This window comes from Burkholderia sp. 22PA0099, from assembly GCF_047497165.1.
Taxonomy (GTDB): Bacteria; Pseudomonadota; Gammaproteobacteria; order Burkholderiales; family Burkholderiaceae; genus Burkholderia.
In genome coordinates this window covers 2435284-2452615 of sequence record NZ_CP163164.1, presented here as the reverse complement: position 1 = coordinate 2452615, position 17332 = coordinate 2435284, and the positions used below count along the sequence as shown (strand labels likewise).

At 70.3% G+C, this 17332-nt stretch carries 12 protein-coding genes; 5 read left to right on the top strand and 7 right to left on the bottom strand.

The features are described 5' to 3' along the window. Nucleotides 1–36 precede the first annotated feature (36 nt). Both uvrA and AB4851_RS10965 read right to left on the bottom strand, forming a co-directional pair. Complete coding sequence (gene uvrA / locus AB4851_RS10970; RefSeq protein WP_414447219.1) at nt 37–6009, bottom strand: excinuclease ABC subunit UvrA; 5973 nt, start codon at nt 6007–6009, stop codon at nt 37–39. A gap of 377 nt (nt 6010–6386) precedes the next feature. Next, on the bottom strand, nt 6387–6785 hold the full coding sequence (locus tag AB4851_RS10965) for an FKBP-type peptidyl-prolyl cis-trans isomerase (protein ID WP_414439622.1): 399 nt from the start codon (nt 6783–6785) through the stop codon (nt 6387–6389). A gap of 300 nt (nt 6786–7085) precedes the next feature. On the opposite strand from AB4851_RS10965, the gene AB4851_RS10960 reads away from it, so the two are divergent. Both AB4851_RS10960 and AB4851_RS10955 read left to right on the top strand, forming a co-directional pair. Further along, complete coding sequence (locus AB4851_RS10960; protein ID WP_414447218.1) at nt 7086–8819, top strand: diguanylate cyclase; 1734 nt, start codon at nt 7086–7088, stop codon at nt 8817–8819. 68 nt (nt 8820–8887) lie between these two features. Beyond that, entirely contained in the window at nt 8888–9286 is a 399-nt protein-coding gene (locus tag AB4851_RS10955; protein WP_414447217.1) for a PaaI family thioesterase, read from the top strand. A 43-nt stretch (nt 9287–9329) separates the two neighbouring features. Here AB4851_RS10955 and AB4851_RS10950 read toward each other — a convergent pair whose 3' ends face one another. Further along, nucleotides 9330–10406 carry a hypothetical protein gene (locus AB4851_RS10950; RefSeq protein WP_414447216.1) on the bottom strand — a complete coding sequence of 359 codons (1077 nt, stop codon included), beginning with the start codon at nt 10404–10406 and terminating at the stop codon, nt 9330–9332. A 474-nt stretch (nt 10407–10880) separates the two neighbouring features. Beyond that, nucleotides 10881–12206 (bottom strand): LLM class flavin-dependent oxidoreductase, encoded by a 1326-nt coding sequence (locus AB4851_RS10945; RefSeq protein WP_414447215.1) that lies wholly within the window; start codon nt 12204–12206, stop codon nt 10881–10883. Nucleotides 12207–12409: 203 nt separating this feature from the next. On the opposite strand from AB4851_RS10945, the gene AB4851_RS10940 reads away from it, so the two are divergent. From AB4851_RS10940 to AB4851_RS10930, 3 genes are read left to right on the top strand one after another with little or no spacing between them, the layout of a single operon-like run. After that, nucleotides 12410–13447 carry an aliphatic sulfonate ABC transporter substrate-binding protein gene (locus tag AB4851_RS10940; RefSeq protein ID WP_414447214.1) on the top strand — a complete coding sequence of 346 codons (1038 nt, stop codon included), beginning with the start codon at nt 12410–12412 and terminating at the stop codon, nt 13445–13447. Between the two features lie 2 nt (nt 13448–13449). Beyond that, nucleotides 13450–14328: an ABC transporter permease gene (locus AB4851_RS10935; RefSeq protein ID WP_414447213.1), complete on the top strand. Its 879-nt coding sequence runs from the start codon at nt 13450–13452 to the stop codon at nt 14326–14328. Then, nucleotides 14325–15083, top strand: a complete 759-nt coding sequence (locus AB4851_RS10930; RefSeq protein WP_414447212.1) for an ABC transporter ATP-binding protein — start codon at nt 14325–14327, stop codon at nt 15081–15083. Before AB4851_RS10935 ends, AB4851_RS10930 begins: the two co-directional genes overlap by 4 nt. Before the next feature lie 160 nt (nt 15084–15243). Here the strand turns inward: AB4851_RS10930 and AB4851_RS10925 are convergent, their stop codons facing one another. The 3 genes from AB4851_RS10925 to AB4851_RS10915 form a co-directional block, all read right to left on the bottom strand. Then, nucleotides 15244–15483 carry a hypothetical protein gene (locus AB4851_RS10925; protein WP_414447211.1) on the bottom strand — a complete coding sequence of 80 codons (240 nt, stop codon included), beginning with the start codon at nt 15481–15483 and terminating at the stop codon, nt 15244–15246. Nucleotides 15484–15487: 4 nt separating this feature from the next. Further along, nucleotides 15488–16222 carry an ABC transporter substrate-binding protein gene (locus tag AB4851_RS10920; RefSeq protein WP_414447210.1) on the bottom strand — a complete coding sequence of 245 codons (735 nt, stop codon included), beginning with the start codon at nt 16220–16222 and terminating at the stop codon, nt 15488–15490. 283 nt (nt 16223–16505) lie between these two features. After that, entirely contained in the window at nt 16506–17303 is a 798-nt protein-coding gene (locus AB4851_RS10915) for an AraC family transcriptional regulator (protein WP_414447209.1), read from the bottom strand. Between the last annotated feature and the right edge of the window lie 29 nt (nt 17304–17332).

The following is a 17332-nucleotide window of genomic DNA, read 5'->3' as shown; positions in this document are numbered from 1 at the left end:
CGGGGCTTGGCTCGTTCACGCAACGGCAACGCCCGCTCAATCCACCGAAACGGCCTCCGCCTCCGCGCTCGCCGTGCGCGCCAGCACCGGCACCAACGCCTGCCCGGTATGACTGGCCCGCACGCGCGCCAGCGCTTCCGGGCTCGCCGCCGCCACGATCGTGCCGCCCGCCGTGCCGCCTTCCGGCCCGAGATCGATGATCCAGTCCGCCTCGGCGATCACGTCGAGGTCGTGCTCGATCACCACCACGCTATGGCCGCCGTTCACGAGCCGGTGCAGCACGCGAATCAGCTTCGCCACGTCGGCCATGTGCAGCCCGACGGTGGGCTCGTCGAGCACGTACAGCGTGTGCGGCGCCTTCTGGCCGCGGCGCGTGACGTCGTCGCGCACCTTGCTCAATTCGGTGACGAGCTTGATGCGCTGCGCCTCGCCGCCCGACAGCGTGGGCGACGGCTGGCCGAGCGTCAGATAACCGAGGCCGACATCCTTCATCAGTTGCAGCGGATGCGAGATGTTGGAGATGGCCGAGAAGAACTCCACGGCCTCGTCGATCTCCATGGTCAGCACGTCGCCGATGTTCTTGCCGCGCCACGTCACGGCCAGCGTTTCGGGGTTGAAGCGCTGCCCGTGGCAGACGTCGCAGGCCACCTTCACGTCGGGCAGGAAGCTCATGCCGATGGTGCGCACGCCCTGCCCCTCGCAGGCCGGGCAACGGCCGTCGCCGGTGTTGAACGAGAAGCGCGAGGCGGTGTAGCCGCGCGCACGGGCTTCGAGCGTATCGGCGAACAGCTTGCGGATGGTGTCCCACACGCCGATATAGGTGGCCGGGCACGAGCGCGGCGTCTTGCCGATCGGCGTCTGGTCGACTTCGAGCACGCGGTCGATCGGTTCCCAGCCGCTGATCGCTTGGCAGCCCTGCCAGGCATGCGTGACATCGAGCGCGGGCCGCGGCGCGCTGCGCGCCAGCACGCTGCTGCGGCTGCGGGTGGACGGCGCGGCGGCTTCGGCGGTCTTGCGCGCGCGGCGCGTGGCGGGCGAGGACAGCACCGAGCGCCCCACGGCGTCGAGCAGGTTGGTCATCAGCACGTCGCGCGCGAGCGTGGATTTGCCGGAACCGCTGACGCCCGTCACGGCAACCAGCCGCGCGAGCGGAATGCCGACCGTCACGTCGCGCAGGTTGTGCAGGTTCGCGCCGTGCACGGTGAGCCATTGCTCGGGCGTGGCGGTCTCGCGCCTGGCCGTGACGGGCAGCACCTCGCGGCGCGCCTGCAACGGATGCACGATCGGGTGCGCGAGGAAGCGCCCGGTCAGCGAATCGGGCTGCGCGGCCAGGTCGGCCACGCTGCCCTGCGCCACCAGCGCGCCGCCGCGCTTGCCGGCGCCGGGGCCGATGTCGATCACGTGATCGGCGCGGCGGATGGTGTCCTCGTCGTGCTCGACCACCACCAGCGTATTGCCCTTGTCGCCGAGCTTGCGCAGCGCGTTGAGCAGGATCTGGTTGTCGCGCGGATGCAGGCCGATGGTGGGCTCGTCGAGCACGTAGCACACGCCCTGCAGGTTGCTGCCCAGTTGCGCGGCCAGCCGGATGCGCTGCGCCTCGCCGCCCGACAGGCTCGGCGCGGCGCGATCGAGGCTCAGGTAGCCGAGGCCCACTTCCTCCAGGAACGCGAGGCGGCTGCCGATCTCGCTGACGATGTCGCGGGCGATCTGCGCGTCGCGGCCGTCGAGCTTCAGCCCGTCGATCCAGCGGCGCGTGTCGGTCACGGTCCATTGCGCGACGTCGGTGATCGACTTGCCGGCGAAGCCGACCGCGCGCGCCGCCGGGTTCAGCCGGGTGCCGTGGCAATCGGGACACGGCGTGTCGCCCATGCCGTCCGGTTCCTGCTCCTCGGACGGCAAGGTCTGCTCGCGGCCGCGGTTGTCGTCCGCCAGCACGGTGTCGTCGTAGGCGGCGCGCTGCTCGCGCGTGAGCGCAAGGCCGGTGCCGACGCAACTGGTGCACCAGCCGTGCTTGCTGTTGTACGAGAACATGCGCGGGTCCAGCTCGGGGTAGCTGGTGCCGCACACCGGGCAGGCGCGCTTGACCGACAGCACCTTGACGGTGCCGATGCGCGCCGTCGAACGCTCCTTGCTCATCGCGCCCACCAGGCCGTCGAGCGGCGCGAGCAGGTGCATCACGCCCTTGCCGAGTTCGAGCGTCTCGTTCAAGCGCTGACGCAGTTCGGCCTCGTGATCGGGCGACACCACCAGGTCCGCCACCGGCAGCTCGATGGTGTGCTCGCGGAAGCGGTCGAGCTTCGGCCACGGGTCCACCGGCACGAATTCGCCGTCCACGCGCAGATGCGTGCTGCCGCGCGCCTTGGCCCACTTCGCCAGGTCGGTGTACACGCCCTTGCGGTTGACGACCAGCGGCGCGAGCAGCCCCACGTGTTCGCCGCGATGATCGCGCAGCAGTTGCGCGACGATCGAATCGACGGTTTGCGAGGTGACCGGCGCGCCGTCGTGGATGCAGTGCTGCAGGCCGAGCTTCACGTACAGCAGGCGCAGGAAGTGCCACACCTCGGAGGTGGTGGCCACCGTGCTCTTGCGGCCGCCGCGCGACAGGCGCTGCTCGATCGCCACGGTAGGCGGAATGCCGTACACGGCGTCCACCTCGGGGCGGCCGGCGGGCTGCACGATCGAGCGCGCGTAGGCGTTCAGCGATTCGAGGTAACGGCGCTGGCCCTCGTGGAACAGGATGTCGAACGCCAGCGTGGATTTGCCGGAGCCGGACACGCCGGTGATCACGTTGAAGCGGCCGTGGGGGATATCGACGTCGAGCGCCTTCAGGTTGTGCTCGCGCGCGTTGACGATGCGCACCACGTCCTCGCCTTCCACCGCGCGGCGCTCGCGCATCGCCTTCAGGCGCGCCTGCAACGGCACGCCCTCGTCGGCCAGCGTGGCCGGCCGGCCCATGGTGCGATCGTATTCGAGCAGCGCCACGCCGGTATGCGAGCCGGCGCAGGCCTTGACGTCGTCGGGCGTGCCGGCGCACAGCACCAGGCCGCCGCCGTCGCCGCCTTCCGGGCCGAGATCGACCAGCCAGTCGGCCGCGCGGATCACGTCGAGGTTGTGCTCGATGACGATCAGCGAATGGCCGGCCGCGAGCAGCTTGCCGAACGCCTGCATGAGCTTGGCGATGTCGTCGAAGTGCAGGCCGGTGGTCGGTTCGTCGAACATGAACAGGCGGCCTGCCGTGGCCGCCTTGCCGGCCTTCTCGGCCTTGGACGACTTCGCCGCGCCGGCCTTGGCGGATTTCGCGGATTCCGCCGACTTGGCGGCCTTCTCGGCCGCGCTGATCGCCACCGCCGATTCGGCCAGGAAACCGGCCAGCTTCAGGCGCTGCGCCTCGCCGCCCGAGAGCGTCGGCACCGGCTGGCCGAGCTTCACGTATTCGAGGCCGACGTCGACGATCGGCTGCAACACGCGCAGCACCTCGGCATCGGCCGCGAAGAACCCGGCGGCCTCGCTGACGGTCAGCTCCAGCACGTCGGCCACGTTCAGCGCGCGGCCGTCGCGCTCGATCCGCACTTCGAGGATCTCGTCGCGGTAGCGCTTGCCGTCGCAATCGGGGCAGCGCAGGTACACGTCGCTCAGGAACTGCATCTCGACGTGCTCGAAGCCCGAGCCGCCGCAGGTCGGGCAGCGGCCGTCGCCGGTGTTGAAGCTGAACACGCCCGCGCCGTAGCCGCGTTGCAGCGCGAGCGGGGCCTTGGCGAACAGCTTGCGGATCTCGTCGAACGCGCCCACGTAGCTGGCCGGGTTCGAGCGCGTGGTCTTGCCGATCGGGGATTGATCGACGAACACCACGTCGCTGACCTGATCGGCGCCGCTCAGGCGGCGGAACGCGCCCGGTGCCTCGGTGGCCTTGCCGAAATGACGCGACATGGCCGGATACAGCACGTCCTGCAGCAGCGTGGATTTGCCCGAGCCGGACACGCCGGTCAGGCACACCAGCCGTTGCAGCGGAATCTCGACCGTGACGTCGCGCAGGTTGTGCTCGCTCGCGCCTTCCAGCACGATGCGCGGCGTGTTCGCGTCCACCGGGCGGCGCGCCCAGTTCGATGCATGCGCGACGTGGCGGCGGCCGCCCAGGTAGGCGCCGGTCAGCGTATCGGCGGAGCGGATGTCGGCCGGCGTGCCGTCGTAGACGATCGCGCCGCCGCGCTCGCCCGGCCCCGGCCCCATGTCGATCAGGCGGTCGGCGGCCAGCATCACGGACGGATCGTGCTCGACCACCACCAGCGTGTTGCCCGCGTCGCGCAGCCGCTGCATCGCCTCGACGATCCGGTTCAGGTCGCGCGGATGCAGGCCGATGCTCGGCTCGTCGAGCACGAACAGCGTCTTGGTCAGCGAGGTGCCGAGCGCGGTGGTCAGGTTGATGCGCTGCACCTCGCCGCCCGACAGCGTGCGGCTCTGGCGATCGAGTGTCAGGTAGCCGATGCCGACGTCGCACAGATACTTCAACCGCGTGCGCACCTCGGCCAGCAGCAGCTTCAGCGCGTCGTCGAGCAGCGTGCTGGGCAACGCGATCTCGTCGAAGAAGCGGCGAATGCGCTCGATCGGCAGCAGCATCAGGTCGTGCACGGTCAGGCCCGGCAGCGCTTCCAACTGCTCGCGGCGCCAGCCCACGCCGCGCGGCAGGAAGCGCGCCGACGGCGCGAGCACGGCGTCGGCATTCTCGCGCGAGCCGAGCCGCCACAGCAGCGATTCGGTCTTCAGGCGCGCGCCGCCGCAGGTTTCGCACGGCGTGTAGCTGCGATATTTCGACAGCAGCACGCGGATATGCATCTTGTAGGCTTTCGTTTCGAGATAGCCGAAGAAGCGTTTGACGCCGTACCAGTGCGTCTGCCATTTGCCGTTCCAGTCGGGCGAGCCGTTGATTACCCAGTCGCGCTCGGCGTCGGTCAGCTCGGCCCACGGCGTGCCGCGCCGAATGCCGGCCTTGGCCGCGTAGCGCATCAGGTCGTCCTGGCACTCCTTCCAGGCGGGCGTCTGCATCGGCTTGATCGCGCCTTCGCTGAGCGTCTTGCGCGCATCGGGGATCACCAGCCCGAGATCGACACCGATCACGCGGCCGAAGCCACGGCAGGCCTCGCACGCGCCGTAGGCCGAGTTGAACGAGAACATCGCCGCTTGCGGCTCGGCGTAGCGCAGGTCGCTGTCGGGGTTGTGCAGGCCGGTGGAGAAGCGCCAGAGCGTGGGTTCGGGTTGGGCGGTCGGTGCGGCCGGTGCGCCGTCGCCGGCGTCGCCGGCATCGTTCGGCAGCACGTACACGCTGAGGCGGCCGCCGCCGCGCTTGAGCGAGGCCTCGATCGCCTCGACCACGCGCGCCTTGTCGACGCGGCTCAGGCGAAAGCGGTCGGCCACCACGTCGAGCAGCTTGCGCGCGCCGGTGGGCGACGCCACCTCGCGCTGCGCCTGCACGCGCGTGTAGCCGCTGGCCGACAGCCACTGCTCGACTTCCTCGGGCGTGACCGTGTCGGGCAATTCCACCGGGAACGTCAGCACGAGGCGCGGATCGTCGGCCTCGGCACGCGCGGCCAGCTCGGCGTAGATGGTTTCGGGCGTGTCATGGCGCACCGGCTCCGCGTTCTCGCGGTCGAACAGTTGCGCCGCGCGCGCGTAGAGCAGCTTCAGGTGATCGTTCAGCTCGGTCATGGTGCCGACCGTCGAACGCGAGCTGCGCACCGGGTTGGTCTGGTCGATCGCGATGGCCGGCGGCACGCCGTCCACGCGGTCCACCTGCGGCCGGTCCATCCGGTCGAGGAACTGCCGCGCGTAGGCGCTGAAGGTTTCGACGTAGCGCCGCTGCCCTTCCGCATACAGCGTGTCGAACACCAGGCTCGATTTGCCGGAGCCGGACGGGCCGGTCACCACGGTCATCTCGCCGGTGCGCAGGTCGAGATCGACGTTCTTGAGATTGTGCTGGCGTGCTCCGCGAATGCGGATCAGATGGCTGGATGACAATTGGCCTGTCCGTATGAAGAAGTTGAGCGGCGGGTTGGGCGGCGGGGCTGGCGAGCTTCGCCGGGTCGACGCGCGAGGCAGACACTATACTGTATATTCATACAGCTTTCACGGCGCGGCTTCGGGCGTGTCCGGAAACGCTTCGATTCAAAGCGCGCGCCGTCGTTCCTGCGCGGCGATCCGGCAAACGGCCGCACCGGTCGTACCCGGCAAGCGGCAAAAACCGGTCCCGGCCCGGGCACGGCGGCCCCGGTGCGAAGGTGGCGACAGGGGCCAAAACGGAAAACGCGGCGCGAAACGCCACGCCGCGAAACTGCCGGCCGCCGCGTTGCACGGCGGCCCGCTTGCGCCAACGCCCGGCTCGCCGGGCGTCAGGCTTACTTGCTGATACTGAGCAGTTCGACTTCGAACGTCAGGTCGCTGTTCGGCGGGATCGAGCCGACGCTGCGGCTGCCGTAGGCGGTGGCCGCCGGGCAGGTCAGCTTGGCCTTGCCGCCCACCTTGATCTTCTGCACGCCTTGCGTCCAGCACGGGATCACCTGCCCGAGCGGGAACGTGGCCGGGCCGCCGTGCTTGGCCGACGCGTCGAACTCGGTGCCGTTCGCGAGCGTGCCGCGATAGTTGACCGTGACCACGTCGCTGGCCGTCGGTTGCGCGCCGGTGCCCGGCTTGAGCGTCTCGACCGTCACGCCGGACGGCAGCTTCTCGACGGGGTTGGCGGCGAACGCGGCCGTTGCGATGGTGGATGCGACAAGTACGGCGATCACTGATTTCATGCGATGTCCTCGTTGAATGGCGCGACGATTATATCGGCATCGCGTGACGCATCGCTGCGCATCGCGCCGCCGCCGGGAGCGCCCCGCTTCAGGCATCGCCGCTTACCACCGTCGCGGGCCTGCCGCATCCACCGCATTGCGCCGCATCGCACGGCAGCCACGACGGCGCACGGAAACCTCCCTGCGCCGTCGCCACATGGCCATCCCGTCATCAAACCGCTTTATGATTAGCGAGCCTAAACAAGTCGGCAGCGTGCGATGGGCGCTCGCGCCGGCCTGGTTGCATCAGGGGCTTTTCGTATGCCGATTTCCGAAACCGACGAGATCGCGGTCGCGCCCGCGGACGGCCCGCCGGTCAATACCGAATGTGCCGCGCTGCTGCGTCTGGCACGCGCGCATTTCGGGGCGGATGCGGCGTTGATCGTGGTATCGGCGGCCGAGGGCCCCTATCTGTTCGGCATCGAAGGCACGCTGCCGGCCCCGTTGCCGTCCGACCCGTTCGCCACCCGCGCGAGCCACGCACCCGATATCGAACGCTCCACCTCGCGCGCCGCCTGCGCGTTGCGCGCCGCCGACGGCACGCGCCTCGGCGCCCTGCTGCTGATCTCGCCCGCCCCGCACACGCCGAACACCCTCGCCGCCCTCGACGATTTCACCGCGCTCGCCAGCGCCGCGCTCGAACGCGCGCTGCGGGAACCCGCCTGCGCGCCCCCCGGCGCCGAACCGGTTGCATGCGCACCGTTCGCCCACGACCTCGTCGCGCTGGCGCTGAACGGCAGCGGCACCGGCATCTGGGATCGCGACATCGCCACCGGCGAGATCCGCTATTCGCCGGAATGGAAGGCGATCCTCGGCTACGCGCCGCACGAACTGAGCACGCGCATCGAGGACGCCGTGGACCGCCTGCATCCCGACGATCGCGCCTACGTGCAGGCGCAGATGCGCCAGCATTTCGAGGGCGGCTCCGACCGCTACGAGGTCGAGCACCGCATTCGCTGCAAGGACGGCCGCTACAAGTGGATCTGCAGCCGCGGCAAGGTGGTCAGCCGCGACGGCGCGGGCCGCGCGCTGCGCATGGTCGGCGCGACCACCGACATCACCGCGCTGCGCGAAACCGCCGCGCGGCTCCAGCAGAGCATCGACCTGATCACCAACCTGACCGACGAGGTCGACGGGCTGGTGTTCCAGTATCGCGAGCCGGCCGACGGCCACCCGCAGTTCAGCTACGTGAGCCGCGGCATCGAGCAGATCTACGAACTCGATCCGGCGCAAGCCGCGATCGACGCCGAGTCGGTCGACGCACGCATCGACCCGCGCGACCGGGCGATGTACCGGCAATCGCTGCGCGAATCGGCCGCGACGCTCGCGCCGTGGCGGCTCGAATACCGCGTGCTGCTGCCGCGCCAGGGGCTGCGCTGGCGGCACGGCGAGGCGCGTGCGCAGCGGCTGCCCGACGGCGGCACGCTATGGCACGGCTTCGTGTCCGACACCACCGAGCGCAAGCGGATCGAGGCCGAGCTGCACGAGCTGGCCACCATCGATCACCTGACCGAGCTGGCGAACCGGCGCGATTTCCTCGCGCAGAGCGCCGCGGAGCTGGAGCGCCTGCGGCGCGCGGGTCACGGCGAGGCCGCCGTGCTGATGCTCGACCTCGACCACTTCAAATCGCTGAACGACCGCTGGGGCCACGCGCTCGGCGATCACGCGCTGCGCCATTTCGCGCGCCTGATGCGCGACGCGGCGCGCAGCGCCGATATCGTCGGGCGAATCGGCGGCGAGGAATTCGCGATCGTGCTGCCGGGACTCGGCATCGAGGCGGCGATGGCGTTCGGGCTGCGGCTGCAACGCCACATCGGCGCGTCGCCGCTCGAATTCGCGGGACAGTGCGTCGGGCTGACCGTCAGCATCGGCGTGGACCGCATGACGGCGGCCGACCTCGGCGTCGATCAGGTGCTGTCGCGCTGCGACAAGGCGCTGTATCGGGCCAAGGCGCGCGGACGCAACCGGATCGAGCTGCACGGCGAGCCGGAGTAAGCGGCGCGGACGATCGCCTTACAATGGCCCACCGTCCGATTCACCCGCTCACCTCGCCGTCACCGCCCATGTCCCGACTCTTCGAAGACAACCCGTTCCTGGAATCCCTCTGCGCGCAACTCGACGCCTGGCGCGACGGCTATGCCGAAATCAGCATGCCGATCGACGGGCGCAAGCTCAACCGGCAAGGCGTGCTGCAAGGCGGCGCGATCGCGACGCTGCTCGACGCCGCCGCCGGCTATGCCGGGCTGTTCACGCCGCCGGACACGCCCATTCGGCACGGCTTCACGCTGTCGCTGACCATCAACTACCTCGACAAGGGGCTCGGCTCGCGGGTGGTCGGCAAGGGCATCCTGGAGCGCGCGGGCCGCTCGATTTTCTTCGCGCGAGCCGAGGCCTGGGTGGATGGCACGCTGTTGATCGCCAGCGCGCAGGGCACGTTCAAGTATGTGAACGCGCAGCGGTGAGGAGAGCGGAAACGTCGACGCCCGGAATCCCCTTCACGATGTGTCACGCATGCTGTTGCGCCACGGCGGCCCGCACGCGCGCCGGCACCACGAGCGCCGGGGCGAGCACGGCCGGCGCATCGAGATCGGGCGACGGCAATGCGTGATCGTCGCGCGTGACCACCGGGCCGCGAGACAGCCGATGGCGGCGCGCCTGACCGTGCAACCGGTGCGCGGTTTGCAGTGCGAGCGGGGCGGCGGCGGCATCGTCGCCGCTGTCGTTGCTGCTGTTGGCATTGCCGTTCGCGTTGCCGGAGAGGCTGCTGCAACTTCCGCAGCCGGCGCCCGGCGAGCACGACATCTCGGCGCCGATCCCGCTGGCGACCGGCGCGGGCGGCGCCACGCCCGCGCCGCCCGCCTCCAGCGCGGCGATGCCGGACGCCACCACCAGCACGTTCAGCGCGCGCCGCATCGACACGCGGTGGCTGTGACGCTGCAAATCGGCGTCGTAGCGTTCGAGCGCCTCGGCGCCGCGCGGCTGCACTTCGAAACCGCCCGCCTCCGTCTTGCGGATGAAGCCCGACGCCACCAGCACGGCGAGCGTGCGGTCGAGATAGCGATGCCGCTCGTCCACCGCCGCGTCGCGCGGCACCTGGGGCCAATCGGCCAGCGCCAGCAGCGCGCGCGGCGCCACCGCATCGGACAGCTCGGCCGACAGTGCCGCGATGCGCGCCAGCACTTCCATGCGCGCCGCCCGCAGCGGGTTGGCGAGCCAGAAGCCGCGCAGCCGCAGGTCGCCGAGCCAGGCGGCCAGACGGTAGGTCTGCAGCCGCGTGCCGAGCACCACGCGCCAGGCGCGGCGCTCGTGGAACATGTGGCGGCGCACGTGCACCACGTAGCGGATCTTGCGGCGCGCCGCCTCGGGCAGCGCCATCGACACCGGTTGCGCCGCCTCGCTCGGCTGCTCGCCGCCAAGCGCCGCCACCGTATCGCCGCTCAGGCCGGTCACCAGCATGCGCGGCCCGGCCGTGGCCCGTTCGGCCAGATAGGCGATCACCTGGGGGCGGCCGACGCGATCCGCCGTGCCGACCTGTCGCGTGCAGGCGATGGCCAGTGCGCGCCGCAAAAACCACTCGTTCATGAACATGGCGGATTCCGTTGACTGATGGGGTCGAGGGCCGGCGTCGGCCGCACGCGCGTAAAAAATACAAACGCGTCGCACGGCAGCGACATTCCTGCACACCGGCTCGGGCCGGCGCGCCCCGGCGCACCGCGGTTGGACGGTGCGGGCCGGTTTCGCGGAGCACTACCGTGCAAAAAGCGGGCCATGCGGTCGAGCCTTGCGCGCCGCCGCCACGGCGCGCGCTCGCGGGCCATTTCGGGGTGCGGATGTGCCGGATCGGCAACCCGTCGGCTGTCGGGCTGCCTGGCTACCGCTCACCCGCTGCCGGACCTCATCCCGTCGGCTATCAATCCGCTCGACACTCGCACGCCGACGGCCGGATCTCATCCGGCCGGCTATCAGTCCGCCAGATTCGCGCTCACCGGCGGCCGGACTTGCCACCACCGACAACCCGGCCGCAGGAATCCCCCCTCAACGTCAATCCGCCCAATTTCACCCCGGGAAAAACCGGTTCTCCGGCCTCGGCAAGCCCAGATGCTCGCGCAGCGTCGTGCCTTCATACTCGCGCCGGAAAATCCCGCGCCGCTGCAGCTCGGGCACCACCTTCAGCGCGAAATCGTCGAGCCCGCCGGGCAGGTACGGGAACATCACGTTGAAGCCGTCCGAGCCTTCCTCCTCCAGCCACTGCTGCATCGAATCGGCGATATCGGCCGGCGTGCCGACGAATTCCAGCCCCGAATAGCCGCCCACCCGCTGCGCCAGCTCGCGCACGCTCAAACCGCCAGCCGCCAGGTCGAGCACGCGCTGCCGCGACGTGTGGCTCGCATTGCTTTCGGGGATCTCGGGCAGCGGCGCGTCGGGATCGAAGCCCGACACGTCGTGGCCGAGCGCGATCGACAGCGAGGCGAAGCCGCTGTCGTCGTGCACGAGCGTGTCGAGAAACGCGCGCTTCTCGCGCGCCTCGTCGAGCGAATCGCCCACCACCACGAACGCGCCGGGCAGGATCTTCAGGTGATCGCGCGGCCGGCCGAGCCGGTCGAGGCGGCCCTTCACGTCGGCATAGAAGCGCTTGCCGGACGCCAGCGACGATTGCGCCGTGAACACGGCCTCGGCCGTCTCGGCCGCCAGTTGCTTGCCGGCCTCCGACGAGCCGGCCTGCACCACCACCGGCCAGCCCTGCACGGGCCGCGCGATGTTCAGCGGCCCGCGCACCGCGTAATGCTCGCCGCGATGGCCGAGCACGTGCAGTTTCTCCGGGTCGAAGTACAGGCCGCTGCCCACGTCGCGCACGAACGCGTCGTCGGCCCAGCTATCCCACAGGCCCGTGACGGCATCGAAGAATTCGCGCGCGCGGCGGTAGCGCGCGTCGTGCTCCAGGTGCTCGTCGAGGCCGAAGTTCAGCGCGGCGTCGGGGTTCGAGGTGGTCACGAGGTTCCAGCCCGCGCGCCCGTCGCTCAGATGGTCGAGCGAGGCGAAGCGGCGCGCGACGTGATACGGCGCCTCGAAGCTGGTCGAGGCGGTGGCCACCAGCCCGATCCGCTCGGTCACCATCGCCAGCGCCGACAGCAGCGTGAGCGGCTCGAACGAGGTCACGGTGTGGCTGCGCTTGAGCGCCTGCGTGGACATGTTCAGCACGGCGAGGTGATCGGCCATGAAGAACGCGTCGAACTTCGCGCGTTCGAGCGTCTGCACGCAATGCACCAGGTGCCTGAGGTTGAAGTTCGCGTCGGGCCAGGCATCGGGATGGCGCCATGCGCCGGTATGCAGGCTCACCGGGCGCATGAAGGCGCCCAGGTGCAGTTGTCGTTTGCGGGTCATCGTCGGTCGCCGCGCGCGCGGCGTCGGGTTGGCGGAGCGCTCACGATACCGTGCCGCCGGCGAATCTGCTGGCGGCCGCCCTTATCACGCGGTGCGCTTTCCTAGCGACGATTTCTTGGTTCGCGCAGCGCCCGCGCTTGCGTACATTGAAAGGTCATCCTGCTTGATCAGCGGCATCCCGCCGCCCGCCCGGAGACCATTCCATGAAGCTGTCCTGGACTCGCGCGCTGCGTCGCGCGGCCCTGACGATCGGCGCGTTCGCCGCCCTTGCCGCCCTCGGTTCGATCGCCGCCGCCCCGGCCGCGCAGGCCGCCGACGTGGCCGCGAAACCCGCCGCCGCGCCTGCCGAAATCCGCGTCGACTACGCCTACTATTCGCCCGAAAGCCTCGTGATCCGCCATTTCGGCTGGCTCGAAGACGCATTCAAGCCCGACCACACCGAGATCCGCTGGGTACTGAGCCTCGGCAGCAACCGCGCGCTCGAATACCTGAACAGCGGCGCGGTGGATTTCGGCTCGACGGCCGGCCTCGCGGCCGTGCTGGGCCGCGCCAACGGCAACCCGATCCACGCCGTCTACGTGTTCTCGCGGCCCGAGTGGACCGCGCTGGTGGTGCGCAAGGATTCGCCGATCAAGACGCTGGCCGACCTCAAGGGCAAGAAGATCGCGGCCACGCGCGGCACCGATCCGTTCCTGTTCACGCTGCGCGCGCTGCACACGGTGGGCCTGTCGCGCGACGACGTCGAACTCGTCAACCTCCAGCACCCGGACGGGCGCACCGCGCTCGCCAACGGCCAGGTGGACGCCTGGGCCGGCCTCGATCCGCACATGGCCGCCGCGCAGGTGGACGACGGCGCGCGCCTGCTGTATCGCAACGTCGGCTTCAATACCTACGGATTCCTGAACGTGCGCGAGGCGTTCGCGAGCCAGTATCCGCAGGCCGTCACGCGCGTGCTGAAGGTGTACGAGAAGGCGCGGCTGTGGATCGTCGCGCATCCGGACGACACCGCGAAGATCGTCGCCGACGAATCGAAGGTGTCGCTGCCGGTGGCGAAGCTGCAACTGCAGCGCAACGATTTCAGCGATCCGGTGCCGGGCGACGTGCAGCGCGTCGCGCTGAAGGCCGCCGCGCCGGTGCTGACCGACGAGCAACTGGTCAAGCCCGGTGTCGATCCGGCGAAGATCGTCGATGCGCTGATCGATCCGTCGTTCGCACGTCCGCTGGTCGCGGCCGCGCATTGACGATGCGCGACACCGCCGCTCGCCGCGACACGCTGGCGACCCGCGCGCCGGCCGAACCTGCACAGGCTGTTGTTCCCACCACTCCGGCAGCCCGGCGCGATCCGCTGCGCGCCTGGCGCTTCGCCGGCATCGCGCTGCCGTTCGCGGCGCTCGCGCTGGTGGAACTCGCGGTGCGCGCCGGCTGGCTGCCCGATCACTTGGTGCCCGCGCCCAGCGAGATCCTCGCCTCGCTCGAGCAGATGGGCCTGGCGCGCGTGCTGCGCCACGTGGGCGCGAGCAGCCTGCGCGTCGCGCTCGGCTTCGCGGCCGGCTCGGCGCTGGCGCTCGCGATCGGTGCGGCGATGGGCCTGAGCCGCCGCATCGACGCGCTGCTCGAACCGAGCTTCCAGGCGCTGCGGTCGATCCCGTCTTTGGCCTGGGTGCCGGTGCTGCTGCTCTGGCTCGGCATCGACGAAGCGCCGAAGATCGTGCTGATCGCGATCGGCGCGTTCTTTCCCGTGCATCTGGCGGTGGTGGCCGGCATTCGCGGCGTGGACCGCAAGCTGGTCGAACTCGGCGCGGTCTATCGGCTCGGCGGGTTCGCGCTGTTCCGCCGAATCCTGCTGCCGGCCGCGCTGCCGCAGATCGTCACCGGGCTGCGCACCGGCCTGAGCCTCGCGTGGATGTTCATGGTGGCGGCCGAGCTGATCGCCGCCACGCGCGGGCTGGGCTTCCTGCTCAGCGACGGCCGCGAAACCGGTCGGCCGGACCTGGTGTTCGGCGCGATCCTGTTGCTCGCACTGCTCGGCAAACTGACCGACGGCGCGATGCGCCGCATCGAGACACGCTGGCTGGCCTGGCGCGACAGTTTCGACGGCGCGCCGCGCCGGGAGGCGCGATGAGCGCCGCCCCGCTGCTCGACGCGCGCGTGGCGCGCAAGCATTACGGCGCGCGCGCCGTGCTGGCCGACGTGCCGTTGCAGGTGGCGCGCGGCGAGATCGTCTGCGTGGTCGGCCCGAGCGGCTGCGGCAAAAGCACCTTGCTGCGGATCCTGGCCGGCCTCGACGGCGATTATCGCGGCAGCGTGCGGCTCGACGGCGCACCGCTCGACGGGCCGTCGGCGCGAATCGGCGTGATCTTCCAGGAGCCTCGGCTGCTGCCGTGGCTGACGGTGGCCGACAACGTCGGCTTCGCGGCCGGCCTCCACGGCGGGCGGGCGCCCGAGGTGGCGCGCCTGCTCGCGGAGGTCGGGCTGGACGGTTCGGCGGCGGCCTTGCCGGCCGCGTTGTCGGGCGGCATGGCGCAGCGCGCGGCGATCGCGCGCGGGCTGTTCGGCGAGCCGGACCTGCTGCTGCTCGACGAGCCGTTCAGCGCCGTGGACGTGCTCACGCGCATGCGCCTGCAAACGCTGCTGCTCGACGTCGTGCAGCGGCACGGCATGGCGGCGGTACTGGTCACGCACGATCTCGACGAGGCGTTGTATCTGGGCGACCGCGTGGTGCTGCTGGCGGCCAATCCGGGACGGGTGGAGGATGCGTTCACGGTGGATCTGCCGCGCCCGCGTGACCGCCGAGGACCGGCGCTGGCTGCGTTGCGTGATCGGCTGCTCGGCGCGTTCGAGCGTTTTCAGGACAGTGGTGCGGTCGGCGCCGCATAACTCGGCTTGGCGGCTTGGCTTGGTTCGGCTTGGCCGCTTGGCCGCTTGGCAGTTCGGCAGTTCGGCAGTTCGGCAGTTCGGCAGTTCGGCAGTTCGGCAGTTCGGCAGTTCGGCAGTTCGGCAGTTCAGCGGTTCAGCGGTTCAGCGGTTCGCTACTCGTCTAAACAGCGCTGCCCGACGGCAACGGCCGCACCTCGCCACGCGCGGGCGTGGCGTTCTCGTGGAACAGGTCGCCGAGATACTGCGCCAGTTCGTCGGCCTCGATGAACGCCGGGACCTCGAAATCGGCGCGCCGCCGCTTGCCGTCCGCGCCCAGATCGAACGCACGCCACACGCCGTCCTGCCGGACGATCGCGACATGCCGGCCGAACACGTCGAAGCCGTAAGCCGAATCGCTCATGGCGTTACACCAACGGCGCAACCGACGCGCCCTGAATGCCGTGACGCGCCAGCGCCGCTTCGACGAAACCCGAGCGCTTGTGCGCCTCCACGAAGCGGCCCAACGCCTCGGCCGCCCGCTCGCCGCGTGCACGCGCCACGCCCATCGCCTGCCGGATCACCATGAAGCGCTCGTCGAGCAAACGCACGCCCGACAGATGCGCCGCATCGGCTTCCAGTTGCTGCTTCACGCCGGCCGCCACTTCCAGGTCGCGATCGAGGAAGGTCTGCACCACGGCCGGCGAGGTGGGCGCACGCACGATCTGCGCGGCCTTCAGCTCGCGCGTGAGGAACAGGTCGTAGGCGCTGCCCTGCCCCACGGCCACGCGATGCTGCGCCCGATCGACGTCGGCGTTGGTGCGGATCGGCGAGGCGTCGCGCACCAGATACCATCCTTCGATCAGCACGTAAGGCTCGGTGAACGCGATCGTCTCGCCGCGCTTCGGATCAACCGCGAAGAAGCCGAAATCGGCGCGCCCGTCGCTCACGGCCTCCACCGATTTGCCAGCCGCATCGAACACCACGAGTTCGAGCGGCACGCCCAGCTCCGCCGCGAACGCGCGCGCCAGATCGACGGACACGCCGACCGGTTCGCCGGTCGCCGCATCGCGGTTCGCAAGGATCGGGTTGCCGAGGTTGATGGAGGCGCGCACGGTGCCGGTGGGCGCGAAGGCGGTCACGAGATCGGGATCGAAGGGCATGGCGGTGTCGGGCGTCAAAGGGCTGGGGAAATCGAAGCGGCTTGCGCTGAGGTTTGCACGAGGCGGCGTTCAGGACCGGAGGGTCGCACCGCCCGGCCTCGGCAACGTGGACTCGAGCAGCGTTTCCACGGCCACGCGCGCTTCGACCGGGTCGATTCTGCCATCGGCGCGCATCGTGCGCACGGGGGATCGCGCGGTGCGCGGTACAGGGTACGGCGCGATGCCATCGTTCGCGAACCCGGCGTTCGAGATCGCACCGTCAAGCACGCCGTCAAGCGCCCCATCACTCACGCGTCTTGCGCGGCAAATAATGCCCCGGCGTACGCCCCAACGCATTCTTGAACATCGTGATGAACGCATTGACCGATTCATAGCCCAGCTCGGCCGCCACGCGCTGCACGGGCATGCCGGCCGACAGCTTCTGAATCGCCGTCACGATATGCAGCTGGCGGCGCCAGCGGCCGAACGTCATGCCGGTTTCGGCCAGCACCAGCCGCGCGAGCGTGCGCTCGCCGAGCGCCACCTGCCGCGCCCACTCGCCCACCGTCGCGCGGTTGGCCGGGTCCTTGACCAGCGCGGTGGCGATCTTGCGCAACTGCCGCTTCGGCGGCATCGGCACATGCAGGTGCTCGACCGGCATCGAGCCGAGCTGTTCGAGCAGCACGCCCGCCACGCGGCCGGTGGCGCTGTCGGGCTCGTAGTCGTGCGGACGCGCCGCCAGATAGGCGATCAACTCGCGGATCAGCGCCGGAATCGCGAACGTGCAGCAGGCATCCGGCATGCGCGCCGCGCCCGGCTCGACGAACAGCAAGGCGATCTCGCCGTCGGCCGCCACGCGGTTGCTGTGCGGCATGCCGCCCGGAATCCACACGCCGCAGCCATGCGGCACGACCCACACGCCGCGCTCGACCAGGCAGGTCACGAAGCCGCGCCGCGCGATCACGAGCTGGCCGCGCCGGTGGCGGTGGAACGGCTGCTCGATCTCGTTGTCGCGCACGTCCACTTGCATCGCCACCGCGCTCGCTGTGTAGTAGTCCGGATCGAATCCGGCCGGAAGCTGCGCGTAAGCGGGTTGCCTCATGACGGCCGACGTCCGGCCGCGCGGCGGCG

Excerpts from the sequence above, each read along its gene's own strand:
- AB4851_RS10965 (WP_414439622.1), bottom strand. The coding sequence starts at position 6,785 with ATGAAATCAGTGATCGCCGTACTTGTCGCATCCACCATCGCAACGGCC.
- AB4851_RS10960 (WP_414447218.1), top strand. The coding sequence starts at position 7,086 with ATGCCGATTTCCGAAACCGACGAGATCGCGGTCGCGCCCGCGGACGGC.
- AB4851_RS10955 (WP_414447217.1), top strand. The coding sequence starts at position 8,888 with ATGTCCCGACTCTTCGAAGACAACCCGTTCCTGGAATCCCTCTGCGCG.
- AB4851_RS10950 (WP_414447216.1), bottom strand. The coding sequence starts at position 10,406 with ATGAACGAGTGGTTTTTGCGGCGCGCACTGGCCATCGCCTGCACGCGA.
- AB4851_RS10945 (WP_414447215.1), bottom strand. The coding sequence starts at position 12,206 with ATGACCCGCAAACGACAACTGCACCTGGGCGCCTTCATGCGCCCGGTG.
- AB4851_RS10940 (WP_414447214.1), top strand. The coding sequence starts at position 12,410 with ATGAAGCTGTCCTGGACTCGCGCGCTGCGTCGCGCGGCCCTGACGATC.
- AB4851_RS10935 (WP_414447213.1), top strand. The coding sequence starts at position 13,450 with ATGCGCGACACCGCCGCTCGCCGCGACACGCTGGCGACCCGCGCGCCG.
- AB4851_RS10930 (WP_414447212.1), top strand. The coding sequence starts at position 14,325 with ATGAGCGCCGCCCCGCTGCTCGACGCGCGCGTGGCGCGCAAGCATTAC.
- AB4851_RS10925 (WP_414447211.1), bottom strand. The coding sequence starts at position 15,483 with ATGAGCGATTCGGCTTACGGCTTCGACGTGTTCGGCCGGCATGTCGCG.
- AB4851_RS10920 (WP_414447210.1), bottom strand. The coding sequence starts at position 16,222 with ATGCCCTTCGATCCCGATCTCGTGACCGCCTTCGCGCCCACCGGCACC.
- AB4851_RS10915 (WP_414447209.1), bottom strand. The coding sequence starts at position 17,303 with ATGAGGCAACCCGCTTACGCGCAGCTTCCGGCCGGATTCGATCCGGAC.